This is a genomic window from Modestobacter muralis, assembly GCF_010682105.1.
GTDB classification, from domain to species: domain Bacteria; phylum Actinomycetota; class Actinomycetes; order Mycobacteriales; family Geodermatophilaceae; genus Modestobacter; species Modestobacter muralis.
In genome coordinates, this window is the sequence record NZ_JAAGWH010000017.1 from 33,805 (window position 1) to 59,337 (window position 25,533).

The following is a 25,533-nucleotide window of genomic DNA, read 5'->3' on the forward strand; positions in this document are numbered from 1 at the left end:
ATGTCTTCGACCGCGGGAAACGGGCCGGGAAGAGGAGTCCTTGGTCCATCCGATGGGCAGCATGCCGCTCCGAACGCGCCGGCTCCGTGCCGACACGGCCGGCCGCATCGACACGGGCTGCGGAGTGCGGTTAGAGTAATTCCTATGAACTCGGTAGGGATTGTGCAGTGCGCGCTCGTCGAGCGCCGGCACATCGACCTGCTGCGGTGCGCGAGCGCGCTCTGTCTCGACTGAGCACCGCCCGCCCCGCCCGCACCTCCCCTCCCTGGAGCCCTCGCATGACCCTGCTCGCTGTGCCCACGTCCACCCCGTCCGCCGAGCAGTCCGTGCTCGAGATCGAGCGCCTGGAGCCGACCATCGGCGCCCGGGTGCACGGCGTCGACCTCGACCGCGCCACCGACGAGCAGATCCTGGCCATCCGGGCCGCGCTCGCCGAGTACAAGGTGCTGTTCTTCGCCGACCAGCACGACCTGCACCCCGACAGCCAGATCGCCCTGGGCCGCCGCCTCGGTGAGCTCACCGAGTCCCACCCGGTCGTCCCGGGCGTCGACGAGGACCACCCGGAGATCTACGCGCTCGACAGCGCCTCCGGCGGCTTCGCCGACGTCTGGCACACCGACGTGACCTTCGTGCGCCGTCCCCCGCTGGGCTCGGTGCTGCGGGCCGTCGTCCTCCCCCCCACCGGCGGGGACACCCAGTGGGCCGACCTCGAGCTGGCCTACCGCTCGCTCAGCGAGCCGGTGCAGCGCCTGGCCGACCAGCTGGTCGCCGTGCACGACGGCACCCGCGAGTTCGGGTACTACCTCGCCCAGCGCGAGGAGCGCACCAAGTGGGAGGGCGAGGAGTTCCGCGCCCTGGTCCCGATCGAGCACCCCGTCGTCCGGGTGAACCCCGACACCGGCCGCAAGGGCCTGTTCGTCAACCCGGGCTTCGTCTCGCACATCAAGGACGTCTCCGACGCCGAGAGCCGCCACCTGCTCGACCTCTTCTACGCCCACATCACCAAGCCGGAGCACATCGTCCGGCACCGGTGGTCCGTCGGTGACGTGGTCATGTGGGACAACCGCTCGACCGTGCACTACGCCAACCGCGACTACGGCACCCAGCGCCGCGTGATGCACCGCATCACCTTCCGTGGCGAGGAGCCCGTCGGGCCGCTCGCCTGACCTCCCGCTGCGCGCCCGGCGCGCAGCTCCGCACGACACCGACGAGGCGCCGGCCCTCAGGGCCCGCGCCTCGTCGCACACCCATGCCCACGTCGGGAGCGGTTCTGACTGCCCGACGTCCTCCTCAGAGAGTCGATCCCCCATGCCCCGCACCCTCCCGCGTCCGCGCGCCTCCGCCGTCGCGCTGACCGCCCTCCTGTCCCTCACCCTCGCCGGCTGCGCCAGCGAGAAGTCCGACTCCGGTGCCGGCAGCGCCACAGCCGCCGGGGGCGAGGGCCTCACCGTGCAGACCGCCCAGTTCAGCTGGACCGCGGCCGGGCTGACCAACGGCATCCTCAGCGAGATCGCCGCCGACCACCCCGACCTCGGCGTCGCCTCGCTCGCGACCACCCAGCTGGACCCGGCCGCGGCCTGGGCCGGTGCCCAGCGCGGCGACATCGACCTGCTCACCGAGGTCGCCCTGCCCAACCAGCAGGAGCTGGCGGACGGGGCGGCTGACCGCGTCGACGTCGTGTCGGAGACCTACGGCGGCGCCGCGCAGGGCTGGTTCGTGCCCGCCTACGCCGTCGCCCCCGGTGGGCCGCTCGCCGGCCTGACCAGCGTCACCCAGCTCGACGACTACGCCGAGCAGTTGGGCGGCAAGTTCTACGACGCCGACCCCGGCTACATCACCACCGAGCAGAACACCAAGCGGCTCAGCGGGTACGGCATCGGCCTGGAGCACGTCGTGGCCAGCGAGGCGGCCGAGCTCGCGCAGCTCAAGAACTCCTACACCGCCCAGGAGCCGATCGTGCTGTACCTGTACCACCCGCACGCGGTCTTCGCGCAGTACGACATGGTCCAGCTCGAGGAGCCCACGCCCTACACCGACGGCTGCCTGACCACCGGCGACGGCGCCTGCGCCATGCCGTCCTACAGCGCGAACATCGCCGCCAGCAAGGAACTGCAGGAGCAGGCACCCGGCTTCGCCGGCCTGCTCACCGACCTGCGGATCTCCGTCGAGGAGATGGAGGCCATGCAGAAGCAGGTGGACGTCGACGGCGAGGACGTGGCCACCGTCGCGCGCCAGTGGGTGGACGGCCACGCCGACCAGATCGACCAGTGGATCGCCTGACGTGACACCGCCGGTGCTGCGCGTGTCCGGCCTGACCAAGGTCTTCGGCGGGCGCGAGCGGGAGGCGCTGGAGCTCGCCGCCCAGGGCGTCGGCCGCGCCGAGGTCCTCCGGCGGACCGGGGCGACCGTGGCCGTCCACGACGTCAGCTTCGCCGTCGAGCGCGGCGAGCTGTTCGTCGTCATGGGGTTGTCCGGCTCGGGCAAGTCCACCCTGGTGCGGCTGCTCAACCGGCTGATCGAGCCCAGCGCCGGCACCGTCGAGATCGACGGCCGGGACCTGCGCGCCCTGGGTGACGCGGAGCTGCGCACGGTGCGCAACGAGAAGATCAGCATGGTCTTCCAGCACTTCGCGCTGCTCCCGCACCGCACGGTGCGGGAGAACGCCGCCTACGCCCTGAAGGTGCGCGGGGCCCCGGCGGCGGAGCAGCGGGAGCGCGCCGACTGGGCGCTGGAGACGGTCGGGCTGCTCGACCGGGCCGGCGCCCGCCCCGACGAGCTCTCCGGCGGCATGCGCCAGCGCGTGGGCCTGGCCCGCGCGCTGGCCGCCGACTCCGAGGTGCTGCTGATGGACGAGCCGTTCTCCGCCCTCGACCCGCTGATCCGCCGCGACATGCAGGACCTGTTGGAACGGCTGCAGTCCGAGCTGTCCAAGACGATCGTGTTCATCACCCACGACCTCAACGAGGCCATGCGGCTGGGCGACCGGATCCTCATGCTCAAGGACGGACGGACGGTGCAGCTGGGCACGGGGCCGGAGATCATCGCCGCGCCCGCCGACGACTACGTCGCCGACTTCACCTCCGACGTCGACCGGACCCGCGTGCTCACCGCCGGGGACCTGGCGCGCGAGCCGCGGCTGACCGCACGGCTGGGTGCCGACCCGGGCGACGTGCTGCGGTCCCTGGCGGCCGCGGACGCCGACGGCGTGTACGTGCTCGACGACGACCGGCGCCTCGTCGGCGTCGCGCGGGACGACCTGCTGGCCCGCGCCGTGCAGGAGGGCCGCACTACGTTGGGCCCGCAGGAACTGGGCGGTGACCACGCGACCGTCCCGGCGGGCACGCCCGTGAACCAGTTCGTGCACCTGGTCGGGCGGCACGTCGTCCCGCTCGGTGTCGTCGACGACGGCGGGCGGCTGCTCGGCGTCGTCCCACGGGCGGCGGTGCTCGACGCGCTGTCGGCCGTCCCGGCCCGGAGGAGCACCCCGTGATCCCGCACGTCCCGCTGGGCCGAGGGGTCTCCGACCTCGTCGACTGGCTGCTCGCCACCGTGCCGTGGCTCTTCGACGCGGTGTCCGCGGTCATGCAGGTGCTGGTCGACGGGCTGACCGACGCCCTCGTCACACCGCCGCCGGTGGCCTGGATCGTGGTGGCCACGCTGCTGGCTCTGCTGGTGCGCGGGCCCTGGCTGGCGCTCTACACGCTGCTGGCCGGCCTGCTGATCGTGTCCCTGGAGCTGTGGGCCGAGACGATGCAGACGCTGGCCCTGGTGCTGGTGGCCGCGGTGATCGCCACCGCCATCGGGGTGCCGCTGGGGGTGCTGGCGGCCCGGCACCGGGCGGTGAGCGTCGCGGTGCGGCCGGTGCTGGACTTCATGCAGACCACGCCGGTGTTCGTCTACCTGATCCCGGCGGTGTTCTTCTTCGGCGTGGGTGTTGTACCGGGGGTGGTGGCGACCATCCTGTTCGCGATCCCGCCCGGGGTCCGGCTGACCGAGCTGGGCATCCGGCAGGTCGACCGGGAGGTCGTCGAGGCCGCGCAGGCCTTCGGCTCCCGGCCCGGGCAGGTGCTCCGGGAGGTGCAGTTGCCGCTCGCGCTGCCCTCGATCATGGCCGGCGTGAACCAGGTGATCATGCTGGCGCTGTCGATGGTGGTCACCGCCGGGCTGCTGGGCGCCGCCGGTCTGGGGGCAGTCGTGGTGCGGGCGGTGACGCAGCTCGACGTCGCGTCCGGGGTCGAGGGTGGCCTCGCCGTCGTCCTGCTGGCGATCTTCCTCGACCGGCTGACCGCCACGCTGGGGCACGAGACGGCGGTGTCCCGGCTGCTCCGGGCCCGCACCCGACGGAGCGCGTCGCGCGCGGAACCGGCGCCCTCCGCGGCAGTGGGCTGACCCGCTCAGCGGGCCCGGTCGACCCAGTCGGCCAGCAGTCCGCCGACCACGTCCGGTCGCTCGTGCAGCAGGGCGTGACCGGCTCCGTCGACCACGGCCAGCGTCGCGTGCGGGTGGCGGCCGAGCAGGTCGACCGTGTCGGCGTACCCGACGACGGAGTCCTGCCGCCCGGCGAGCAGCAGCGTCGGGACGTCGACCGGGCCGGTGCCGACGTCGACCGGCCAGCGGGCGAACACCCGCTCCAGCGCCGCCTCGTCCTGGATCGCCATGCCGGGGACGACGGAGTCGCGGTGCCGGCGGGCGGTGGCCCGGGTGCGCACCACGAAGTACTCGTCGAAGCCGGCCCGCTGGTCGGGCTCGAGCTCGTCGTGGGCGTCGGCGTCCTGGCGGACGACCACGGGCGCGGGGACGTCGCCGGTGCGCTCGGCCGCGGGGCACACCAGCGCCAGGCCGCGCACCAGGTCCGGTCGCTGCGCGGTCAGCCCGCGGGCGAGGTACCCGCCGTAGGAGTGGCCGAGCAGCAGCACCGGCTCCCCCGCCACCTGCTCGACGAACGCAGCCAGGACCGCGACGACGTCGTCGTTGCCGTGCAGGCTCTCGGCGGTGGTGCGGCCCATCCCGGGCAGGTCGACGTAGACGCGGCGGAGGTCCGTGCCCTCCAGCACCGGCTCCAGGGCGGCCTGGACGTCGCGGTGGTCGACGCCAGCGCCGTGCAGGACGACCAGCGGCACACCGCTGCCGTGCTCGACGGAGTGGACCGTGACACCGCGCAGCCGGGTCTCCATGCCGGGACGGTAGTGGCCCGGAGGCCGGTCCGGCGCCGCCGCGGGCGCCGCGGGCGCCGCGCTGGACCATGGGGCGCTGCGCTCGGCCGACGCGCCCGGTCACCCTCGGTCCTCGCCGCGCAGCGGCCCCGGGACCCGGAGCCGCCGGCCGGCACCGATGAGTTCCACCGTGGCCGCCGGTCTCCCCCGCGTACCCACTCGCACCTCCGACGGGAGACCCACCGTGACCACCCCCGCCCACCCCAGGCGCACGTTCTTCGTGACCCTGCCCGTGGTTGACGTCGCGCGCAGCCGGGCGTTCTTCGCCGCGCTCGGCTTCACCTTCGACGAGGCGTTCTCCGGCGAGGGCGCGGCCTGCATGCTCATCGGTGAGCAGGCCAACGTGATGCTCGGCGACCACGCGACCTTCGCGCAGCACTCGAAGCTGCCGATGGCCGACCCGACCACGCACGCGCTGGCGCTCTACTCCTTCAGCGTGCCGGCCCGCGAGGACGTCGACCGGGTCGTCGACACCGCGCTGGCGGCCGGTGCCGTCGAGGCGGACCCGCTGGAGGACCTGGGCTTCATGGTGTCGCGCAGCTTCTTCGACCTCGACGGCCACGGCTGGCAGGTCATGTGGATGGCCTCGGCGACGGCCGGGCAGGACGTCGAGCCGGCCGCGCAGGTCGCCGGGGTCTGACCGTGGTCCCGGCGGGAACCGGCACCCGGGTCCCGCCGGTCAGACCGCGTGCAGGCGCTGCCGCGCATCCCAGGCGACCAGGTCGTCCAGCCGCGCCCGGGTGACCTCGTCACGCGCGGTGTAGACCATCATCCGGGCACCACCGGACAGCTCCCCGGCCTGGAAGCGCTGCAGCTGCAGGTGCAGGTCGCCGACGGGTGAGCGGAAGTCCTTGGCCGGCATCCCGCGGTCCATGACGTCGTGGCGGCGCCACAGCGTCTCGAACTCCGGCGACGCCTCGCGCAGCCGGCGGACCAGTTCGGTCCACAGCGGGTCGTCGAGGTGCTCGGCGAGGCCGGCGCGAAGGTTGGCGACCAGGTGCGCGCCGGCCTCCGGACGGCGGTTGAGGCAGACGTCGCGCCACCAGGGGTGGGTGAAGAACAACCAGAGCTGGTTGCGCTCGCCCGGGTCGATCGAGTCGAGGTCGCCGGCGAGGGCGTTGAAGGCGCGGTTGTAGCCGAGGATGTCGTACCGCCGCGAGAGCACCACCGTCGGGAAGGGGTCGAGCTGGTCGAGGACGGCCTGGGCCGCCTCCCCCACGACGTCGCAGCTGTTCGTCGACGGGGCGACGACCGTGACCCCGGCGAGCTGGAAGAGGTGCCAGCGCTCCTGGGTGTCCATCCGCAGCGTGCGGGAGATGGCCTCGAGCACCTGCACCGAGGCGTTGATGTCACGGCCCTGCTCCAGCCACGTGTACCAGGTGACGCCGACGCCGGCGAGCAGCGCGACCTCCTCACGGCGCAGACCCGGCGTGCGTCGCCGTCCACCGCTGGGCAGCCCGACGTCGTCCGGGGTCACCCGCTCGCGGCGGGTGCGCAGGAAGTCGGCGAGCTCGGTGCGCCTGGAGACCGTCACGCGACCATGCTGGCGGCGGCGCCGGCTCTTAGCCAGGGGCCTGCCAGTACCAGGATCGACAGGCTCTCACCACCAGCATCCGCCCGGCCCCAGGCTGACGCCCATGAGCCAGGACACCTCCCTGCCGACGGTCGCACCACCGTCCGCAGGACCCCGCCGGATGCACCCGATCGCCCTCCTCGCCACGCTGGCCGCCGCTGTCGTACCCGTCATGTCGGTGTTCAGCGTCAACGTGGCGCTGCGCCAGATCGGCGTCGAGCTCGGCGCCTCGGCCGGCACCCTGCAGCTGGTGGTGGCCGCCTACGGCGTCGTCTACGCCGCGCTGGTCGTGATCGGTGGTCGGCTGGGCGACTCGTTCGGCCGCAAGCGGATGCTGCTGATCGGCCTGGCCGCGTTCGCCGTCACCAGCCTGCTGTGCTCCGTCGCGCAGGACCCCGGCCAGCTCGTCGCCGCCCGGTTCCTGCAGGGCCTGTCCGCCGCCGTCCTCTCCCCACAGGTGCTGGCGAGCATCCACGCCAACTCCGAGGGGCACCACCGCACCCGGGCGCTGGGTCTGTTCGCCGCCACCGCCGGGCTCTCCAGCTCGCTGGCATTCCTGGTCGGTGGGAGTCTGGCCGGCTCCGACCTCGGCTGGCGCTCGGTGTTCTGGATCAACACCCCGGTCGCGCTGCTCGTGCTGATCGGCGTTGCCCGCTACCTGCCCGAGACCAAGGCACCTGCCCGGACGTCGCTGGACTGGACCGGAGTCGCCCTGCTGGGCGCGACCATGACCCTGCTGATCTTCCCGTTGACCGAGGGGCGCGCGACCGGCTGGCCGCTGTGGACGTGGATCTGCCTGGCTGCAGCGCCGGTCGCCTTGGCCGCGCTGGTGTGGTGGCAGCTGCGGCTGCAGCGCCGCGGCAGCCTGCCCCTGCTGCCGCCGGAGCTGTTCGCCTTCCGCACGATGCGGATCGGCCTGCTGGTGGCGGCGCCGGTGTTCGTCACCTTCGGCGGCTTCATGTTCGTGTACGCATTCCTGGCCGGCAGCCACGGCCTGTCGCCGCTGCGCATCGGGCTGAGCCTGCTGCCGATGTCACTGGGCTTCTTCGCCGCGTCCATGGCCACGAGCCGGCTGATGCAGCGCTTCGGCATGAGCGTGCTGGCCGCCGGTGGAGTGCTGACCGCCGCCGGGCTCGTCTGGGTCGGGTTCGTCGTCGACGGGTTCGTCTCCACCGAGGTCTACTCGATGTGGCGGGTGGCGGGTCCGATGGTCGCGATCGGCGTCGGCACGGCCCTGCTCTGGTCGCCGCTGATGGGCGTCATCCTCAGCCAGGTGCACGGCCACCTCGCCGGTCTCGGCGGGGGCCTGCTGCTCACCGTCATGCAGGCGTCGCTCGGCTTCGGCTCCGCGGTGGTGGGGTCGATCTACTTCGGCCTCGGTGCGGAGCACGCGTTCCAGTGGACGGCGTTCATCCTGGCCGCGGTGATGGTCGTGGTCACCCCGCTGACCCAGCTGCTGCGCCCCCGCGCCTGAGGGCCGGGCCGGCGGGGTCACCCGCCGGCCCGGCTACTCGCTCAGCGCGCGGGCGGCGTCGGCGATGTCGCCCGCGGTGAGCGTCGAGACGTCGTCCCGGCTGAGGTCGTCGACGCTCTTCCCCTCGCCGCGGGTCAGCCGCAGGGCCTGGCGGTTCAGCGACTGCTCGAACAGGGTGCGGGCGAAGCGCGCGTTGCCGGACTCCTGGTCCGACGTGAGACCGCCGAGGGTGCGTCGCAGCGTCGCGGCGGCACCGGGCTCGAGCACGTACTCGTGCTGCAGGACGACGCCGGTGAAGATGGCCTCGAGCTCGGCGGTCGAGTAGTCCGGGAAGTCGATCTCGCGGGCGAACCGCGAGCGGAGACCCGGGTTGGAGGCCAGGAACGCCTCCATCAGCCGGGGGTAGCCGGCGACGATGACCACGAGCCGGTGGCGGTGGTCCTCCATCCGCTTGAGCAGGACCTCGATCGCCTCCGGGCCGAAGTCGACCCGGCCGTCGGAGTCCGGCGACAGCGAGTAGGCCTCGTCGATGAACAGCACGCCGTCGAGCGCCTTGCGGATCACGCGGTCGGTCTTGATGGCGGTCGACCCGACGTACTGCCCGACCAGACCGGCCCGGTCGACCTCCACCAGGTGGCCCTTGTTCAGCAGGCCGACCGCCCGGTACATCTCGGCCAGCAGCCGGGCGACCGTGGTCTTGCCGGTGCCCGGGTTGCCGAGGAACACGAGGTGCTGGGACGTCGCCGCCTCGGGGAGGCCGTGCTCCTTGCGGCGGGCCTGCACCTGCAGGAAGGCGACGAGCGCCTGCACCTGCTCCTTGACCGCCTCCAGCCCGACGAGCGCGTCGAGGTCGGCCTGGATGGCCTCGAGCGGTCGGGCCGGCCCGGGGCGACCGCCGAAGAGGTCGTTCATCAGGTCGTCGACGCCGCGGATGCCGGGGCGCGGGAGCTGGTCGCCGAGGCGGCCGACGGTCTCGCGGAATTCGTCCAGCGGCTTGCGGTTGGACGGCATCCCACGAGCGTAAGCGCGCCACGAGCAGGGGGCTCGGCGGAGAACAGTGCTCGGCGTCTGCCGTGTAGTAGCCGTCGCAGCGAAGTCGGCCGCCGACAAAGCCGTTGCTCCCGAAGGGAGTCGCTGTCGATATCGTCCGCCAATGATCTCGTCGCTGACGACCAGCGTCATCGAGCAGCGTTGGCCGCGCTTGTACCACCTGACGGAGATCGGGGCGTGGCCGTCGATCGAGCGCCACGGGCTGCTGTCGACGGCATCGCTGCTCGACGTGTACGGAGTCGTCGGCTCTGACCGCGAGCGCCTCCTGTGCCAGCGCCGCCCCGAGATGAGGCGACTCGAACGCTCGGGCGTAGGAACCGCGTGGGTACGCGACAACAAGCCGATGAACGAGACGGTGCTGCGCCGGACGCTGGTGGGCATGGACGTGCCTGAGTACTACCAGGCACTCAACCAGCGCGTGTTCTTCTTCCTCGATGAGTCGCCGCTCTTGAAGCTCAGGAACGCGCCCCCCTACCGGGACCGAGCACACGAGATGCTCGTCCTGGACACCGCCGCACTCTTGTCGCGATACGGCCACATGGTCGAGCTCTCGCCGTACAACAGCGGCGCCGTCCATCCGGGCTCGAGAATCGAGCGTGGGCCGCGGCCCTTCCTGCCGATCAGCGAGTACCCGTGGGAGGAGCGTCGAGGCAAGCGACCCCCCATCGCCGAACTGACGGTTCCGGGAGAGGTTCAGGACGTGAGCGGCCTACTGATCGAGCGCAGGAGACTGCAACCGGGAACCGGCGTCAGCTGAAGCCGATACGGGTTGCGGTCTACGTGAGTTGGCGCACCGGACCAGCTGATTCCGCAACAGGTGCTGATGCGGACGAAGCCCTCGCGTTGACAGGCAGCATAAGGAGACGGCGGCTTTCCGCAGCGGCGTCGCCCTGTTCGCTGACGGCCGTGCCGCGGTGCTCAAACCCCCACCCCGCGTCCGGTCGGGGCAGAGGCAGCGGCCGCAGCAAGGACGTGCGCCGGCAGGGCTGCCCAACAGCTCTCGGTGCACCAGCACGACAGAAGCCCCCTGATCAGCGACTCTGATCAGGGAGCTCGGCTTGCTCCCTCGATAGGACTTGAACCTATAACCCTGCGATTAACAGTCGCATGCTCTGCCAATTGAGCTACGAGGGATCAGCGGGCCGTGACCCGCGGACTGGACCAGGTTACTACACCGTGGGCGGGGTGCCGGGGCAGGGGTTCTCGGCGGGTCGGCCGCGGAACCGGCCGGTACCGTCAGCACTCCCCCGAACCCAGGAGGTCCCTCGTGGCCAAGCTGTCCTTCCTCGCCGGCTTCGGCGCCGGTTACGTCCTCGGCGCCAAGGCCGGTCGTGAGCGCTACGAGCAGATCCGTCGCCTCTACGCCTCGGCCAAGGACGACCCGCGTCTGCAGGCCGCCGCCGGCGTCGCCCAGGCCCGCGCCGACGCCGCCGTCGACTCCGTCAAGACCCGCATGGGCACCGACACCGGCCACTGACCGCGGTTCAGCGGCTGGGGTCGTCGGCGTCCACCGCGGCCGCCAGCCGCTCCCGCGCGACCTGGCGGGCGGCCGGGTCGTCGCGGTCGGCGTCGTCGTCGAACACCACCGTCCACTCGCGGGCGGCCTGACCGGGCACCCGGCGGGCCACCAGCAGCACCGCTCCACCACTGGGCAGCGGGTGCCGCTGGCTGGTCACCACGGTCCGGTCGACGCGGGTGCGCAGCACCGCCGGCAGCTCCCCGGCGGTGCGCAGCACGAACCGCAGCGGCGCCTCCCGCGCCTGCACGCCCGGCTCGACGTCGGCCAGCGGGACGACGGTGAACGTGCCGCCCTCCCCCGCCGCCGTCCAGCGCGCCGTGCCGACCCGGTGCCACGGCAGGACCTCTCCGTCCGACCGCAGCCCCCGGCTGGTCGCCACGAGCCAGCCGCCCGCCACCAGCTCGCCCCAGGCCAGCACCCGCTCGTCGGGGTCAGCGGCGACCAGGGCGCGCACCTGCTCGGGCGGGCGCGCGAGCCCGCCCCGCAGCCGCCCGAGCAGGTTCACAGGCCGCCGGCCGCCCGGGTGCGCAGGGCCCGGGCCAGCGCCTCCAGGTCGATCAGCTTCTGGAACATCTTCATGTAGCCGTCGGAGTCCTCGACCGGGTTGGTGCGCTGCAGCCGGCCCTTGATCGCCACCAGCTCGCGCTCGGCCGCCATCAGCTGCAGCCGGGCCATCAGCGCGTTGACGTACGTGGGGTCGTTCTCGCCCACCGAGTGCATCGGCTCGACCGCCAGCGCGGTCAGCATCGCCGTCGCCGACTCCCGGTCGCAGTGCTCGGTCACCTCGTCCAGCCAGGCCGCCCCGGACGTCGTCGCCCCGGCCGCTCCCCCGGCACCGGAGACCGCTGCGGCCACCGCTGCGTAGTCCGGGTCGGTGTAGGCCTCCGGCGGGACGGCGTCGAAGTCAGGCCCGGCGAGCTCGGGGCACTGCAGCGCCGCCTTCACCGCCTCCCGCTCGACCTCGCGCGCGGCGTCCTCCGGGGAGCGCTGCGGCGCGCGACCGCGGGACGGCGGCCGCTTCTCCCCCACCCCGTCGCCACCCTGCTGGCGGAGCCGGGCGACGACCTCGCTCTCGTCGGGCAGGCCGAGCAGCCCGGCCAGCCGGCGGGCGTACGCCGGGCGCAGCGCGTGGTCCTTGATCTGGGCCAGCAGCGGCGCCGTCTTGTCCAGCGCCGCGACCCGGCCCTCCACGGTGTCCAGGTCGTACTCGGCCAGGTGCGTCCGCAGCACGAACTCGATCAGCGGCGTGCGCCGGGCGATCAGGTCGCGCACGGCGGCGTCCCCGTGCGCCTGCCGCAGTTCGCAGGGGTCGCGGCCCTCCTGCTCGACCGCGACGAAGGTCTGGGCGACGAAGCGCTGGTCCTCCTTGAACGACTTCATCGCCGCCGCCTGGCCGGCCGCGTCGCCGTCGAAGGTGTAGATCACCTCTCCGCGGAACTCGTCCTGGTCCATCAGCAGCCGGCGCAGCACGTTGATGTGCTCGGGGCCGAACGCGGTGCCGCAGGAGGCGACGGCGGTGGTCACGCCGGCCACGTGGCAGGCCATGACGTCGGTGTAGCCCTCGACGACGACCGCCTGGTGGCTGCGGGCGATCTCGCGCTTGGCCCGCTCGACGCCGTAGAGGACGGTGCTCTTCTTGTACAGCGGCGTCTCTGGGGTGTTCAGGTACTTCGGGCCCGGGTCGTCGTCCATCAGCTTGCGGGCGCCGAAGCCGATGACGTCGCCGGTGAGGTCGCGGATCGGCCAGATCAGCCGGCGGTGGAAACGGTCGATGAGCGTGCCGCGGGAGGACTCCTTGGCGAGCCCCCCGGTGACCAGCTCCTCCTGCGTGTAGCCCAGCCCGCGCAGGTGCCGGGTCAAGGTGTCCCAGCCGGCGGGCGCGTAGCCGCAGTTGAAGTCCAGTGCGACCTGCCGGTCGAAGCCGCGGTCGGCGAGGAAGCTGCGGGCCGGTGCGGCGTCCGGCGTCATCAGCTGTGCGGCGTAGAAGTCCGCGGCCGCGGTGTTGGCCGCCACCAGCCGGGCCCGCTGACCGGCGTGCGCGCGGTCGGGGCCGGCGGTGGCGCGGCCGCCGTCGTCCTCGTACTGCAGCTGCACCCCGGTGCGGCCGGCGAGCAGCTCGACGGCCTCGGAGAACGACAGGTGGTCGATCTCCTGGATGAACCGGATGACGTCGCCGCCGACCCCACAACCGAAGCAGTTGCCGGTGAGCAGGTTGTCCTCGAGCGTGAAGGCGTGGGTCCCGGGCACCTCGGCGCAGAAGACCTCCTCGACCCGGTCGCTCCACTCGACCGACTGCACGACCCAGTTCTTGCGCTCGTACTTCTTGTCCCGAGCCAGGTGCCGCTCGCGGTGCTGCTCGATGAGGAAGAACGACTCGGGCAGGCCCTTGGTCATGAACCGCACGTTGAAGATGTCGCTGGAGACGCCGTCGATGCCGACTCGGTTCTGCTTCGCGATGCCGCAGGTGCCGATGCCGAGCCGGGTGCACAGTCGCCGCACGTACTCGAGGTCGTCGACGTTCGCCGAGTTGAGGATGGCGTCGCCGTCCTCGGCCACGCAGCCGTCAGCGGCGAAGTAGCCGGCGAGCCAGCCCAGCAGGTACGAGGTGTCCTCGTCCAGGGACGGGCGCTCGTCCTTGAAATGTGCGGGCATCCCGTAGAAGCGAGTGCCGTGCTCGTTCGACCAGCTGCGGCAGCCGTCGAAGAAGTGGGCGAGCTGAGCGTCCTTCTCGCCGTAGAGGACGGCGATGGACCCAGCGCCGTCCCGCGTGCCGTCGCCATAGACCAGTCCCCGCGCGATCCCGAAGGGCGACGGCCGCGTCGCCGGGTTCAGCACGCGGCTCACGGGGAACGAGTGCGACAGCCGGTCGCCCGGCACGAGGTCCTTGGTGAGCTTCTCCCGCCGCTGCTGCCGCAGGGCGCCGGACGGCACGAACCACCGGTGCTCGTCCGTGGCGTGCAGGACCTTGGTGCGCCCGTTGCGGCTCAGCGTCAGCCGCATGAGCCGCTGGACGCCGTAACTGCGGAACGGTGCCTCGACCCAACCACCGTCGCCGTTGAGCACGCGGACGGTCTTGCCCGCGAGCTCACGGATCGGGATGGTGCCGTCCTCGGTGAGGACCCCGGTCTCCCCCGCCAGGCAGTGGTACAGCCCGCGTGAGGGCGTGACCTGGAAGGACGGTGACTTCTCGTCGTGGAAGGGGCAGAGCCCCTTCAGGCTGCCGCCGCCGGCGCGCTTGAGCTGCAGGTGCTCACCGACGATCTCGTCGATCTTCGACCGCTCGCGGACCGTGGCGATGTCCGCGGCCCGGATGCGTCCCCGCCCGGCCATCAGACGGCCGCCGCGGCAGCGGCCCAGCGCCGGCCGAGGACGAGCTCGACCCACAGCAGGAAGACCGCGTGGTCCAGCGACAGGTCGGGGGCGGTGGTGAGCGTCGGCCGCGGGTTCCACGACCCGGTCGTGCCGCTCTCGGCCAGGGGCCGGCCGTCGACGCGGTAGCGGTGGGTGCCCTTCCAGCGGGACGCCGAGGTGACCTCGACCGGCACGCCGTCCAGCTCCGCCGTCCAGGTGCCGTTCCAGTAGGACGTCTGCCGTGCCCGCAGCCGGACGGCGTCCTCGGGGTCGACGGCCCAGCGGCCGGTCAGCTCGCGGCCGGCCTTGCCGAACACCCAGGACCGCGCGCCGACCTCGGCGGTCGCGACCTCCTTCCAGTTCAAGGCGTGCAGCGTCGCCACCACCGCCCCGCCGTCGAGCACCGGCACGGCGCCCTGCGGCGTGCCGTGCGACCCGCGCTTGCCCAACTTCAGCACTGTCTCTCCTCCTCAGCCGATGCCCGGCGCCCCGGCGACGCTCTCGCCGGTCGCGCGGTAGAGCAGGTAGGCCGCCGTCTCGCGCACGATGTACCGCAGCTGTGTGGTGCGCGTCTGCACCGCCGGGCCCTGCCGGGTCGGCGAGCTGGTCGCGTCCATGCCGGCGTCGGCGGCCATCCGCTGCGCGCGCATCGCGTGCCACGGGTCGGTCACCAGGACGGCGGTGCGCCAGCCACGCTCGTCGAACGTGCCCGCCACCGCCCGCATGCTCTCCAGGGTGTCCTCGCCCTCCTGGACGGCGAGCACCGCGTCCGCCGGGACGCCGGCCTCGAGCAGGTACCGCCGGCCGGCCTCGGCTTCGCTGAACTGGTCACCCTCGGCCTTGCCGCCCACGGTCACCACCACCGGCGCGACGCCGCTCTGGTACAGCGACAGCGCGTGCTCCAGCCGGGCCTCGAAGATTGAGGACGGGACGCCGTTGTACTGCGCCGAGCCCAGCACCACGATCGCATCGGACAGAGGCTGGTCGTCCTGCCGGGCGGTCCACCAGATGGCCAGCCCCGTGGCCCCGGCGAGCAGCAGCACCGCCGTCACCGCAGCACCCACCACCCGCACCACCAACTGCCCCGCCGACGCTGCCACGCGTCATGGGTACCACGCGGCGCGCCCGGTGCGGGGAGCCGCTGGGGACGGCCCGTCGCTCAGCCGACGAGGCGGGTCCCGCAGACCTTCGTGCCGCCCTCGGGCACCACGGTGAGCTCGGTGGTGGTGATCGTGCCGGCGTCGTCCCAGCGGACCTCCATCAGCTGCGCCGGGGCGCCGTCCACCTCGCTCCTCGTCGCAGCGGTGACCGCGGGGGTGCCCGGCTGCAGGTACTCCCCGGCGAGCTGGTCGGGGGCGATCCGGGCGCGCTCGGAGTCGCAGATCAGGGCGTAGGCGGTGACCACGTCGCCCTGCGACAGCGCGGAGGTGAACACGGTCGCGACGTCGCGGGACTGGTCCTCGCCCGAGCCGTTGACCAACGGCATCACCACGACCATCAGGACGGCGACGAGCGCCGTGCCGCCGAGCAGGCCGACGATCAGGCCGTTGCGGGTGCGCGGCTCCCCGGTGTGCAGCGGCGTCGGGTCGTCGTCGTAGAGAAAGGGTCCGGTGCTCATGTGTCGCCTCTGGTCTCGATCCGCTCCTTGATCGCTGGCGCTCCCTGCGGTGCTCCCTCGACCCTTGTTCCTGCGTCGCGCGTCATCCGCCACCCACCAGGAGCTCGGCGCCTGCGGGCGGGCGGGGGTCGTCGCGGTCGGCCAGCCAGCCCTCGGGCAGCGACACCGGCCGGGCCGACGTCGTCCGTCCGCGAGGCTCGCCCAGGACCGCCTGCGGGTAGGGCTGGTCGTCGATGCCGGCCAGCAGCTCGGCGAGCTCGTCGAGGCTGCTGACCAGGGCCAGCGCGCGGCGGGTGTCCGAGCCGACGGTGAAGCCCTTGACGTACCAGGCCACGTGCTTGCGGAAGTCCGAGCAGCCGTGCACCTCGCCGTGCTCGGCGGCCAGCAGCGTCGCGTGCCGGTGCATCACCTCGGCGACCAGGCGGAATCTGGGCAGCGTGCGCTCGCTCGAGCCGGCGAAGGCCGCGGCCAGGTCGGCGAACAGCCACGGCCGGCCCAGGCACCCGCGGCCCACGACGACGCCCGCGCACCCGGTCTCGGCGACCATCCGGAGGGCGTCGTCGGCCTCCCACAGGTCGCCGTTGCCGAGCACCGGGATGTCGACGGTCTCGACCAGCCGGGCGATGTGCGACCAGTCGGCGGTGCCGCTGTACAGCTGGTCGGCGGTGCGCCCGTGCAGGGTGATCGCGGCGGCGCCGGCGTCCTGGGCGATCCGGCCGGCGTCGAGATAGGTGGTGTGCTCGGGGTCGATGCCGATCCGCGTCTTCACCGTCACCGGGACGTCGCCGGCGGCAGCCACCGCGGCCCGGACGATGTTGCCGAACAGCACGCGGCGCCACGGCAGAGCCGAGCCGCCGCCCTTGCGGGTCACCTTGGGCACCGGGCAGCCGAAGTTGAGGTCGATGTGCGCCGGGCGGGTGCCGGCCACCTGCTCGTCGACGAGCAACTCGACCGCCCGCGCGACCGTGGCCGGGTCGACGCCGTAGAGCTGCACGGAGAACGCGTCGGCCTCGTCGGTGGTGGCGCGCACCATCCGCAGCGTCTTCTCGTTGCGCTCGACCAGCGCCCGGGTGGTGATCATCTCGCAGACGTAGAGGCCGGCCCCGAACTCCCGGCACAGCGTGCGGAAGGCCGGGTTGGTGATGCCGGCCATCGGCGCGAGGACGACGGCGGGGTCGACCGTGAGCTTCCCGAGCTGCAGCGGCGGCAGGGCCGTCGCACGCTCGAGCGTTCCGCTGGTCACGCCGTCCAGGGTAGGTGCCCCCGCTGTGTGCCCGGGACCACGCCGTCCGGGCCCTCCCCGTCTCCCGCGCGGCAGGACCCGGGTGGGGCAGTGTTGAGCCGCGTGCACACGCGGCTCAACACTGCCGCGGGCGGGTCGACCCGCTACCGCACCGCTGCCGGGACCCGCAGCCGATCGTCCCCAACGCGGTCGTCAGTGCACAGTCGTCGCTGATCGGGCCTCCAGGACCGGCTGCGGCCGCACGCTCGGGTGGTGCTCAGCTCCCCCGCCGTCCCGCTCACCGTCGACGAACCCGGTCGCCGGCGGCTGGGGCTCTTGACCACCGCCGAGCTCACGGCCAGCGGCACGACCAGGACCGAGATCGCCAGTGCGGTCCGCCGCGGCACGTGGGTCCGGCTGCGGCCCGGCGTCCTGGTCACCGCCGCCGACCTCGCCGAGGTGGAGCGGACTGGTCGACGTCCGGGCCTGGACGCGCTGGCCGCGACCGCCGCGCTGGGACGCCCGTCCGCCGTCCTGAGCGGTGCGACCGCAGCGTGGGTCTGGGGCCTGCCGCGGCCTCGGACGGCGGAGCCGACGGTCGAGCTGACCGACCCGCACCGGTGGCGCCGCGGGCACGGTTGGCTGATGACCCGGGCGCTGTTGCCGGACGACGAGGTGACCGTCCGCGGCGCCTACCGGGTGACGACGGCGGCGCGGACCCTGGTCGACGTCGCCCGGTCCTGGCCCGAGGTGCACGCCGTGGCGGCGGTCGACGCTGCCCTGCTCCGGGGGCTCACCGACCGGGACGAACTGGCGAGGGTGCTGGAGCGCCAGGCGATCGTGCCGGGCATCCCGCGATCGGTCCGGGCGGTCGCGCTGAGCGACGAGCGGGCCGAGTCGTGGCTGGAGACGTACGGCCGGCTGACCTTCGCCGCGCTGGGCCTGCCGCCGTTCGTCCCCCAGGTGGAGCTCTGGGTCGACCGTCGGCTCATCAAGGTCGTCGACGGCTGGTACCCGGAGGCGGCCCTGGCTGTCGAGTTCGACGGGCGGGTGAAGTACCGGCGTCCGGCGTACGGACGAACTCCCGAGGAGGAGCTGTGGCGCGAGAAGCGGGACGAGGACCTGCTGCGATCGCTCGGCGTGCAGTTCGTACGGGTCGCGGCCGACGACCTGGGCAGTGGACGCCAGTCGCTCGACCAACGGGTGCGTCGCTCGCTCACGCGCCCAGGCCCCACGGCGAGCGGCTTCCGGGCGGTGCCACGCGTCATCGGCAGGGTCCGCACCGGTGACCACGGGGACGACGGCTGGCTGCCCCGGGTGGACGACCGGGTGGGCGTCTCAGGCGGGTTGACCAACCCACGGCAGGGTTGAGCCGCGTACGTACGCGGGTCAACCCTGCCGCGACCGGGTTGACCCGGGCCGCCGCACCCGAGAAGGCCCGGGTGCGGCGACCGGTCGTCAGCAGCCGGGGAGGCGGGTGGCGAGGTAGGAGACGACCTGGTCCAGACCGACGCGCTCCTGGCTCATCGAGTCACGCTCGCGCACGGTCACCGCGTTGTCCTCGAGGGTGTCGAAGTCGACGGTGAGGCAGAACGGGGTGCCGACCTCGTCCTGACGGCGGTAGCGGCGGCCGATGGCACCGGCGTCGTCGAAGTCGACGTTCCAGTTCTTCCGCAGGTCGGCGGCCAGGCCACGCGCCTTGGGCGACAGGTCGGCGTTGCGCGACAGCGGCAGGACGGCGGCCTTGACCGGCGCCAGCCGCGGGTCCAGCCGCAGCACCGTGCGGGTGTCGACGCCGCCCTTGGCGTTGGGCGCCTCGTCCTCGGTGTAGGCGTCGACCAGGAATGCCATCAGCGAGCGGGTCAGCCCGGCGGCCGGCTCGATGACGTACGGGGTCCAGCGCTCGTTGGTGGCCTGGTCGAAGTAGGACAGGTCGTTGCCCGAGTGCTCCGAGTGCGTCTTCAGGTCGAAGTCGGTGCGGTTGGCGATGCCCTCGAGCTCGCCCCACTCCGACCCCTGGAAGCCGAAGCGGTACTCGATGTCGACGGTGCGCGTCGAGTAGTGGCTCAGCTTCTCCTTCGGGTGCTCGAAGTGCCGCAGGTTGTCGGGGTTGATGCCCAGGTCGGTGTACCAGCGGGTGCGCTCGTCGATCCAGTACTGGTGCCACTCGGCGTCGGTGCCGGGCTGGACGAAGAACTCCATCTCCATCTGCTCGAACTCACGCGTGCGGAAGATGAAGTTCCCCGGCGTGATCTCGTTGCGGAAGGACTTGCCGATCTGGCCGATGCCGAACGGCGGCTTCTTCCGCGAGGCGCCCATGACGTTGGCGAAGCTGACGAAGATGCCCTGGGCGGTCTCCGGGCGCAGGTAGTGCAGGCCCGACTCGTCCTCGACCGGGCCGAGGTGGGTCTTCAGCATCATGTTGAAGTCGCGCGGCTCGGTCCACTGGCCGGTGACGCCGCAGTTCGGGCAGGTGATGTCGGCCAGGCCGTTCGCAGGCAGACGGCCCTTCTTCTCCTCGTACGCCTCCTCCAGGTGGTCGGCCCGGAAGCGCTTGTGGCAGTTCTGGCACTCCGTCAGCGGGTCGGTGAACACCCCGACGTGACCGGAGGCCACCCACACCTGGCGGGGCAGGATCACCGAGGAGTCCAGGCCGACGACGTCGTCGCGGCCCTGGACGACGGTGCGCCACCACTGCTTCTTGATGTTGTCCTTGAGCTCGACGCCGAGGGGGCCGTAGTCCCAGGCGGAGCGGGTGCCGCCGTAGATCTCACCGGAGGGGAAGACGATCCCCCGGCGCTTGCAGAGGTTGACCACCCTCTCCAGGCGAGCGGGATCGGCGGTACGGGCGGGGGTGGCTTCGCTGGGCACGGGGGCTCCATCCGGCTGGCGGTCGGCGAGTGACCCCTCAACGCTAGTCGGCCGCCCCGCGCCGCTCCCCGGCCGACCCCACCGGCCACCGGCTGCTGCCGGAGCGTGCCCGGGGTCCGGTCCCCTCGTGCGGCTCGTGACCCTCTAGACGGTGGTGGAAGGCGCGACCGCAGCACCCCTCGCGGAACACGATCGGACGGAGAACGCGCAGGTCACGGCCCTCATGGGTGTCGATCAGGTCGTGCACTGCCGATTCGTGGAGCAGCACACCTGCGCCTGCAACAAGCCGGGCGCCGTGCACTCCGAGAGGAGCCCGACCGTGACCGGTCACCGTCTGACCACCGTCCTGCGCCTGCGTTCGCTGCGCACCCTGCTGGTGCTGGTCGTGCTCGCCTGCAGCACGGTCCCGCTCGCCGGCCTGGGCGTCTTCGCCTGGCAGCGCAGCGAGGGCGACTGGGTGCGCAACTCCGGGGAGCTGCTGCAGAGCGAGGCCCGGTCGACCATCGACAAGATCGATCGCAACCTCTTCGAGCGCTACGGCGACGTGCAGGCGTTCGCGTACAACCCCGACGCCTCCGCCGAGCCGTCCACGGTGGCCGGAGCGGCGGACTTCTACAGCCGGAACTACGTCATCTACGACCTGCTGCTCGTGGTCGACCGGGACGGCCGCGTGGTCGCGGGCAACAGCGTCACCGGCGACGGCCAGCCGATCGACCCCGCGACCTACGCCGGCGCCGACCTGTCCACCCGGGCGTGGTTCGCCGACGCGATGGCCCTGCCGGCCGGGCAGACCTACGTGCAGGACCCCGAGGTCGACCCGCTGGTCGGCGCGGCGACCGGCCGGGACGACGCGACGCTGGTGTTCGCCGCCCCGGTCTACGGCCCCGACGGCCGGGCCGAGCGGCTGTGGGTCAACTGGGCCTCGGTGCCCCGGGTGATCGGCCAGATCATGGACGAGCAGGTCGCCGCGCTGCAGACCCGCGGCGTCACCGCGACCGCGCAGATGCTGCGCGCCGACGGCGTCGTCCTGGTCGGCCCGGGGGCGCAGGACTCCCTCGACCTGGCCGCGACCGGCTCCCCCGCCGCCGCGGAGCTGACCGCCGGCCGGTCCGGGCACGGCACCGACGAGCTCGCCGACGGCACCGGCGAGGACGTCGAGAAGGTGCGCGGCTGGTCGGCGTCCGAGGGCGCCCTGGGCTTCGCCGGCTACGGCTGGGGCGTGGTGCTCAGCGAGCACCTCGGCGACGCCGTGGCCCCCGCGTCGGCACTGCTGCAGGCGGTGCTGCTGGTGGCGGTGCTGGTCGCCGCCGTCGTCGCGGTCGTCGCCCTGCTGGTGGCCCGCGCCCTGACCCGCCCGCTGGACCACGCCGTCGCCGCGCTCGAGCAGGTGGCCGACGGGGACCTGCGGCCACGCCTGCCCGAGTCCGGCACCGACGAGCTGCGCGCGCTGGCCGTCGCGCTCAACCGGTCGCTGGACGACATGGGCAGCGCACTGAGCGGCCTGCGCGACCGCACCGGGGACCTGTCCACCGCCTCCGACCAGCTCCGCGGCCTGTCCGACGACGTCTCTCGGGACGCCGCCCGCGGCACGGAGGTGGCCGGCACTGCCCAGGCAGCCACCGAACGGGTCAGCGAGAACGTGCGCACCGTCGCCGCCGGCGCGGAGGAGATGGGCGTCTCGATCCGGGAGATCGCGCACTCCACCTCCGAGGCCGCCCGGGTGGGTGCCTCGGCGGTGGTCGCCGCGCAGCGGACGACGGCCCAGGTCGCCCGGCTCGGCGAGTCCTCCCGGCAGATCGGGGACGTCGTCGCGGCGATCACCTCCATCGCCGAGCAGACCAACCTGCTGGCCCTCAACGCCACCATCGAGGCCGCTCGCGCCGGGGAGGCCGGCAAGGGCTTCGCGGTGGTGGCCAACGAGGTCAAGGAGCTGGCCCAGGAGACGCAGCGGGCCACCGAGGACATCACCCGCCGGGTGGAGACCATCCAGGCCGACACCGCGGGGGCGGCGGCCTCGATCGCGGAGATCGCCGCCATCGTCGGGCAGGTCAACAACCACCAGCAGACCATCGCCTCGGCGGTGGAGGAGCAGAGCGCGACGACGGCGGAGATGAGCCGCAACGTGGCCCAGGCCGCCACCGGCACCGAGGGCGTCAGCGCCGACGTGCGTACGGTGACCGCGGCGGCCCGCTCCACCGCGGACTCCACTGAGCTCACCCGGGAGACCGCCACCGCGCTGGCCTCGATCACCGAGGAGCTGCGCGGCCTGGTCTCCCGCTTCCAGCTGCCCTAGACGGCCCGTGCCGGGTCGATCATGGGCGTGTTGCCGGTGACACGCAGCGGCACGCCGCGCTGCCGTGCAACACGCCCATGATCAACGGCCGACCGAGGGCTCTAGGCGCTGCCGAAGCGGCGCTGGCGGCTGGCGTACTCCTCGCAGGCCTGCCACAGGTGCCGGCGGTCGAAGTCCGGCCACAGCGTGTCCAGGAAGACCAGCTCGGCGTAGGCCGACTGCCACAGCAGGAAGTTGCTGGTGCGGTTCTCCCCCGAGCTGCGCACGAACAAGTCGACGTCGGGCATGTCGGGCTCGTCGAGGAACCGGGCGACGGTCTCCTCGTCGACCTTGTCCGGCCTGAGCCGCCCGGCGGCGACCTCGCGGGCGATGGCCTGGGCGGCATCGGCGATCTCGGCCCGTCCGCCGTAGTTCACGCACATCGTCAGGGTCAGGACGTCGTTGTCCTTCGTCAGCTCCTCGGCGACCTCGAGCTCCTTGATGACGCTGCCCCACAGCCGCGGACGGCGCCCGGCCCAGCGCACCCGCACCCCGAGCTCGTGCATCTCGTCGCGGCGGCGGCGGATGACGTCGCGGTTGAAGCCCATCAGGAACTTCACCTCGTCGGGGCTGCGCTTCCAGTTCTCAGTGGAGAACGCGTACGCGCTGATCGCCTTCACGCCCAGCTCGATGGCGCCCTCGACGCAGTCGAACAGCGAGGCCTCACCGGCCTCGTGGCCGGCCGTGCGCGGCAGCCCGCGGGACTTGGCCCAGCGGCCGTTGCCGTCCATCACGATCGCGACGTGGTGCGGCACCTTGTCGGCCGGGATCGCCGGCGGGCGCGCACCGGAGGGGTGCGGCGTGGGCGCCTTGACCTCGCGCTTCACCACGTCACCCGGCCGCTCCCGGTCGTCTGTCGGCGCACGCGGGGAGCCCCGCTCACGTCCGGTCCACCAGCGGCAGCGAGCGCAGCCCGCGCTCCAGGTGCCACTGCAGCAGGGCCGCGACCAGGCCGCTGCCCTCCTTGCGGTTGATGCTCAGGCTGTTCTCGGCCTGGACCCAGTCGCCGGACAACAGCGCCTCCAGCAGTTCGATGGTGACCGGGCTCGGCATCGCCGAGCCGGTGGGACGGCAGGACGGGCATACCGTCCCGCCGGCGGGGACGGAGAAGTGCCGGTGCGGCCCGGCCTCGCCGCAGCGGGCGCAGTCGCCCAGCGCGGGCTCCCAGCCGGCCACCGACATGGCGCGCAGCAGGAAGGCGTCGAGCACCAGCGAGGGCGACTTCTGCCCCTCGGCCAGGGTGCGCAGCGCACCGATGACCAGCAGGAACATCCGCAGCGACGGCTCCTTCTCCTCCACCGTCAGCCGGTCGGCGGTCTCCAGCACCGCGGTGCCGGCGGTGTAGGCCCGGTAGTCGGAGACGATCTCGGTGCCGTAGGGGCGGATCGACTCTGCCTGGCTGACGATGTCGAGGTTGCGGCCGGTGTAGAGCTGCAGGTCGACGTGGCTGAACGGCTCGAGCCGGGCGCCGAACTTGCTCTTGGTGCGCCGCACGCCCTTGGCGACCGCGCGCACCTTGCCGGTGCGGCGGGTGAGCACGGTGACGATGCGGTCGGCCTCACCGAGCTTCTGGGTGCGCAGCACCACGCCCTCGTCGCGGTACAGCGCCTGCGGAGTCGAGCCGTTCACCGGGCGGGCGCCGGCCTCACCTGCGATGGTCACTGGCCCGCCGCCTCAGTAGCCCAGCCGGTTGAGCTTCTTCGGGTCGTCCTGCCACTCCCCCAGCACGGTGACGTGCAGGTCCAGGTGCACCCGGCCGCCCAGCAGCGTCTCCAGCCCGACCCGGGCCTCGCTGCCGATCGCCTTGATGATGCTCCCGCCCTTGCCCAGCAGCATCGGCTTCTGGGTGGCGCGCTCGACGTGCAGCAGCGCGTGGATCTCGGTGAACACCGCGCTCGCGTCCCGGGGGTCGGGCTTGCGGATGATCTCCTCGACGCTGACGGCCAGCGAGTGCGGCACCTCCTGGCGCACCTTCTCCAGGGCCGCCTCGCGCACCAGCTCGGCGATCTGCCGCTCGACGTCCTCGTCGGTGGTCTGCTCCTCCGGGTACAGCGGCGGGCCCTCGGGCAGCATCTTGATCAGCAGGTCGGACAGCAGCTCGACCTGGTCGCCGGCCACGGCGCTGACCGGGACGATCTCCACGGCGTCGACCAGCTTGCTGGCCGCGAGCAGCTGCTCGGTGATGGCCTTCTTGCCCGCGGCGTCGGTCTTGGTGACGACCAGCACCACCGGGGTGGTGACGTTCTTCAGCTGGCGGGCGATGAAGGCGTCACCGGTGCCCACCGGCTGGTCGGCCGGGATGCAGAACACGATGACGTCGACGTCGGCGAGGGTGTCGCGGACGACGTCGTTGAGCCGCTGACCGAGCAGGCTCTTGGGCTTGTGCAGACCGGGGGTGTCGACGAGCACGAGCTGGCCGGCCGGGCGGTGGACGACGCCGCGGATGGCGTGCCGGGTGGTCTGCGGCCGGTTGCTGACGATGCCGACCTTCTCCCCGACCAGGGCGTTGGTGAGCGTGGTCTTCCCGGCGTTGGGACGCCCGACCAGGGCGACGAAGCCGCTGCGGTGGACGGGCTGATCGGGAGGAGTCACGCCGTCCAGTCTCCCACTGCACACCGACCGTTCCCGCCTCCCGCTCGACCGGGCCCGGCTGCGCACGCGGGAGGGGCCGGCGTGGCCCTGCGATCATGGTCGGCATGCCTCCCCGGTCGCGACGCAACGACGGTGAGCCCCTGGCGGTCCAGGCGGCGCGGGCCCGGGAGCAGCACCGCACCCAGATGGGCAGCTACGGCTACCTCGCCCGGCGCGGGCCCAAGCGGCACGTCACGGTGGTGCCGCGCCCGCTGCGCTACTGGCAGTACGACCTCGCCGGCCCGGTGGTGATCGCGCTGACCGTGCTCGCCGTCGCGGTCTGGCTGGGCTTCCTAGGCTGGCGGGACGGCGGCGCCGCGGCCGCCGCCGAGGCACCGGTCGCGGTCGGCCTGGGCCTGCTGGTCCTCGTCGTCTCCACCGGGCGGTTCACCATCGGCGACTGGGCGGTCTCCACCGACATCGCCGGGCTGCGCCAGACGTCGTCCTTCGGGGTGGTCCCGCTGGTGCTGGTCACCGAGGTGGTGCTCGGGTCACCGCCGGCCGGGTGGCCGACGCCGCGCCGCCGGGGCGGCTGGTGGCCGGGGCGGAAGCGGGTCGGCGTGGCCCACCTGGACACCGACGGGGAGACCCCGCGCTCGTTCACCGTCTGGGTGCGCGACCCGGCCGCCGTCGCCGACGCCCTCGGCCACCCGCTCCGCTAGGACCGCCGCTGCCGGCA

At 72.9% G+C, this 25,533-nt stretch carries 24 protein-coding genes and 1 tRNA gene; 11 read left to right on the forward strand and 14 right to left on the reverse strand.

Annotation, left to right across the window (positions count from 1 at the left end; all coding sequences use genetic code 11):
* Window positions 1-278 precede the first annotated feature (278 nt).
* The 4 genes from GCU67_RS08455 (at window position 279) to GCU67_RS08470 (ending at window position 4,389) form a co-directional block, all read left to right on the forward strand.
* Entirely contained in the window at window positions 279-1,166 is an 888-nt protein-coding gene (locus GCU67_RS08455) for a TauD/TfdA dioxygenase family protein (protein WP_163610665.1), read from the forward strand.
* 142 nt (window positions 1,167-1,308) lie between these two features.
* Window positions 1,309-2,280, forward strand: a complete 972-nt coding sequence (locus tag GCU67_RS08460) for a glycine betaine ABC transporter substrate-binding protein (protein WP_163610666.1) — start codon at window positions 1,309-1,311, stop codon at window positions 2,278-2,280.
* 22 nt (window positions 2,281-2,302) lie between these two features.
* A complete protein-coding gene (locus GCU67_RS08465; RefSeq protein WP_338104876.1) occupies window positions 2,303-3,490 on the forward strand; it encodes a quaternary amine ABC transporter ATP-binding protein in 1,188 nt (395 codons plus the stop codon).
* Entirely contained in the window at window positions 3,487-4,389 is a 903-nt protein-coding gene (locus GCU67_RS08470; RefSeq protein WP_163610668.1) for an ABC transporter permease subunit, read from the forward strand. Before GCU67_RS08465 ends, GCU67_RS08470 begins: the two co-directional genes overlap by 4 nt.
* Before the next feature lie 5 nt (window positions 4,390-4,394).
* On the opposite strand, the gene GCU67_RS08475 is transcribed toward GCU67_RS08470, so the two are convergent.
* Window positions 4,395-5,174 carry an alpha/beta fold hydrolase gene (locus GCU67_RS08475; RefSeq protein WP_163610669.1) on the reverse strand — a complete coding sequence of 260 codons (780 nt, stop codon included), beginning with the start codon at window positions 5,172-5,174 and terminating at the stop codon, window positions 4,395-4,397.
* A 223-nt stretch (window positions 5,175-5,397) separates the two neighbouring features.
* On the opposite strand from GCU67_RS08475, the gene GCU67_RS08480 reads away from it, so the two are divergent.
* Window positions 5,398-5,853: a VOC family protein gene (locus tag GCU67_RS08480; protein WP_163610670.1), complete on the forward strand. Its 456-nt coding sequence runs from the start codon at window positions 5,398-5,400 to the stop codon at window positions 5,851-5,853.
* A 39-nt stretch (window positions 5,854-5,892) separates the two neighbouring features.
* Here the strand turns inward: GCU67_RS08480 and GCU67_RS08485 are convergent, their stop codons facing one another.
* On the reverse strand, window positions 5,893-6,747 hold the full coding sequence (locus GCU67_RS08485) for an MmyB family transcriptional regulator (RefSeq protein ID WP_163610671.1): 855 nt from the start codon (window positions 6,745-6,747) through the stop codon (window positions 5,893-5,895).
* 103 nt (window positions 6,748-6,850) lie between these two features.
* Here GCU67_RS08485 and GCU67_RS08490 point away from each other — a divergent pair, with 103 nt between their 5' ends.
* The gene (locus GCU67_RS08490; RefSeq protein ID WP_163610672.1) at window positions 6,851-8,260 is read left to right on the forward strand and encodes an MFS transporter; all 1,410 of its coding nucleotides are present in this window, start codon (window positions 6,851-6,853) and stop codon (window positions 8,258-8,260) included.
* Window positions 8,261-8,293: 33 nt separating this feature from the next.
* On the opposite strand, the gene GCU67_RS08495 is transcribed toward GCU67_RS08490, so the two are convergent.
* Window positions 8,294-9,271 carry an AAA family ATPase gene (locus GCU67_RS08495; RefSeq protein ID WP_163610673.1) on the reverse strand — a complete coding sequence of 326 codons (978 nt, stop codon included), beginning with the start codon at window positions 9,269-9,271 and terminating at the stop codon, window positions 8,294-8,296.
* A gap of 142 nt (window positions 9,272-9,413) precedes the next feature.
* Here GCU67_RS08495 and GCU67_RS08500 point away from each other — a divergent pair, with 142 nt between their 5' ends.
* A complete protein-coding gene (locus GCU67_RS08500) occupies window positions 9,414-10,067 on the forward strand; it encodes a DUF7002 family protein (protein WP_163610674.1) in 654 nt (217 codons plus the stop codon).
* Between the two features lie 304 nt (window positions 10,068-10,371).
* On the opposite strand, the gene GCU67_RS08505 is transcribed toward GCU67_RS08500, so the two are convergent.
* Window positions 10,372-10,444, reverse strand: a tRNA-Asn gene (locus GCU67_RS08505).
* Between the two features lie 133 nt (window positions 10,445-10,577).
* On the opposite strand from GCU67_RS08505, the gene GCU67_RS08510 reads away from it, so the two are divergent.
* Entirely contained in the window at window positions 10,578-10,787 is a 210-nt protein-coding gene (locus tag GCU67_RS08510; RefSeq protein ID WP_163610675.1) for a hypothetical protein, read from the forward strand.
* A 7-nt stretch (window positions 10,788-10,794) separates the two neighbouring features.
* On the opposite strand, the gene GCU67_RS08515 is transcribed toward GCU67_RS08510, so the two are convergent.
* The 6 genes from GCU67_RS08515 to dusB form a co-directional block, all read right to left on the reverse strand.
* Window positions 10,795-11,334 (reverse strand): hypothetical protein, encoded by a 540-nt coding sequence (locus GCU67_RS08515; protein ID WP_163610676.1) that lies wholly within the window; start codon window positions 11,332-11,334, stop codon window positions 10,795-10,797.
* The gene (dnaG, locus tag GCU67_RS21735) at window positions 11,331-14,159 is read right to left on the reverse strand and encodes a DNA primase (protein WP_163610677.1); all 2,829 of its coding nucleotides are present in this window, start codon (window positions 14,157-14,159) and stop codon (window positions 11,331-11,333) included. Before dnaG ends, GCU67_RS08515 begins: the two co-directional genes overlap by 4 nt.
* Window positions 14,159-14,638 carry a hypothetical protein gene (locus tag GCU67_RS08525; RefSeq protein WP_163610678.1) on the reverse strand — a complete coding sequence of 160 codons (480 nt, stop codon included), beginning with the start codon at window positions 14,636-14,638 and terminating at the stop codon, window positions 14,159-14,161. Before GCU67_RS08525 ends, dnaG begins: the two co-directional genes overlap by 1 nt.
* A gap of 12 nt (window positions 14,639-14,650) precedes the next feature.
* The gene (locus tag GCU67_RS08530; protein WP_163610679.1) at window positions 14,651-15,280 is read right to left on the reverse strand and encodes an ElyC/SanA/YdcF family protein; all 630 of its coding nucleotides are present in this window, start codon (window positions 15,278-15,280) and stop codon (window positions 14,651-14,653) included.
* Window positions 15,281-15,339: 59 nt separating this feature from the next.
* A complete protein-coding gene (locus GCU67_RS08535; protein WP_163610680.1) occupies window positions 15,340-15,798 on the reverse strand; it encodes an Rv0361 family membrane protein in 459 nt (152 codons plus the stop codon).
* An 82-nt stretch (window positions 15,799-15,880) separates the two neighbouring features.
* Window positions 15,881-17,041, reverse strand: coding sequence for a tRNA dihydrouridine synthase DusB (gene dusB, locus GCU67_RS08540; RefSeq protein WP_163610681.1), 1,161 nt, complete (start codon window positions 17,039-17,041; stop codon window positions 15,881-15,883).
* A gap of 252 nt (window positions 17,042-17,293) precedes the next feature.
* On the opposite strand from dusB, the gene GCU67_RS08545 reads away from it, so the two are divergent.
* A complete protein-coding gene (locus GCU67_RS08545) occupies window positions 17,294-18,391 on the forward strand; it encodes a type IV toxin-antitoxin system AbiEi family antitoxin domain-containing protein (protein ID WP_163610682.1) in 1,098 nt (365 codons plus the stop codon).
* An 87-nt stretch (window positions 18,392-18,478) separates the two neighbouring features.
* Here GCU67_RS08545 and GCU67_RS08550 read toward each other — a convergent pair whose 3' ends face one another.
* Window positions 18,479-19,891 carry a glycine--tRNA ligase gene (locus GCU67_RS08550; protein WP_163610683.1) on the reverse strand — a complete coding sequence of 471 codons (1,413 nt, stop codon included), beginning with the start codon at window positions 19,889-19,891 and terminating at the stop codon, window positions 18,479-18,481.
* Between the two features lie 319 nt (window positions 19,892-20,210).
* On the opposite strand from GCU67_RS08550, the gene GCU67_RS08555 reads away from it, so the two are divergent.
* The gene (locus GCU67_RS08555) at window positions 20,211-22,184 is read left to right on the forward strand and encodes a methyl-accepting chemotaxis protein (protein WP_163610684.1); all 1,974 of its coding nucleotides are present in this window, start codon (window positions 20,211-20,213) and stop codon (window positions 22,182-22,184) included.
* Window positions 22,185-22,285: 101 nt separating this feature from the next.
* Here the strand turns inward: GCU67_RS08555 and GCU67_RS08560 are convergent, their stop codons facing one another.
* Genes GCU67_RS08560 through era form a run of 3 tightly spaced genes read right to left on the reverse strand, consistent with a single transcriptional unit; the run spans window position 22,286 to window position 24,815 of the window.
* Window positions 22,286-23,050: an isoprenyl transferase gene (locus GCU67_RS08560; RefSeq protein WP_163610685.1), complete on the reverse strand. Its 765-nt coding sequence runs from the start codon at window positions 23,048-23,050 to the stop codon at window positions 22,286-22,288.
* A 52-nt stretch (window positions 23,051-23,102) separates the two neighbouring features.
* The gene (gene recO, locus GCU67_RS08565; protein ID WP_338104877.1) at window positions 23,103-23,885 is read right to left on the reverse strand and encodes a DNA repair protein RecO; all 783 of its coding nucleotides are present in this window, start codon (window positions 23,883-23,885) and stop codon (window positions 23,103-23,105) included.
* Between the two features lie 12 nt (window positions 23,886-23,897).
* A complete protein-coding gene (gene era, locus GCU67_RS08570; RefSeq protein ID WP_163610686.1) occupies window positions 23,898-24,815 on the reverse strand; it encodes a GTPase Era in 918 nt (305 codons plus the stop codon).
* Window positions 24,816-24,919: 104 nt separating this feature from the next.
* On the opposite strand from era, the gene GCU67_RS08575 reads away from it, so the two are divergent.
* A complete protein-coding gene (locus GCU67_RS08575) occupies window positions 24,920-25,516 on the forward strand; it encodes a hypothetical protein (RefSeq protein ID WP_163610687.1) in 597 nt (198 codons plus the stop codon).
* Window positions 25,517-25,533: the final 17 nt, after the last annotated feature.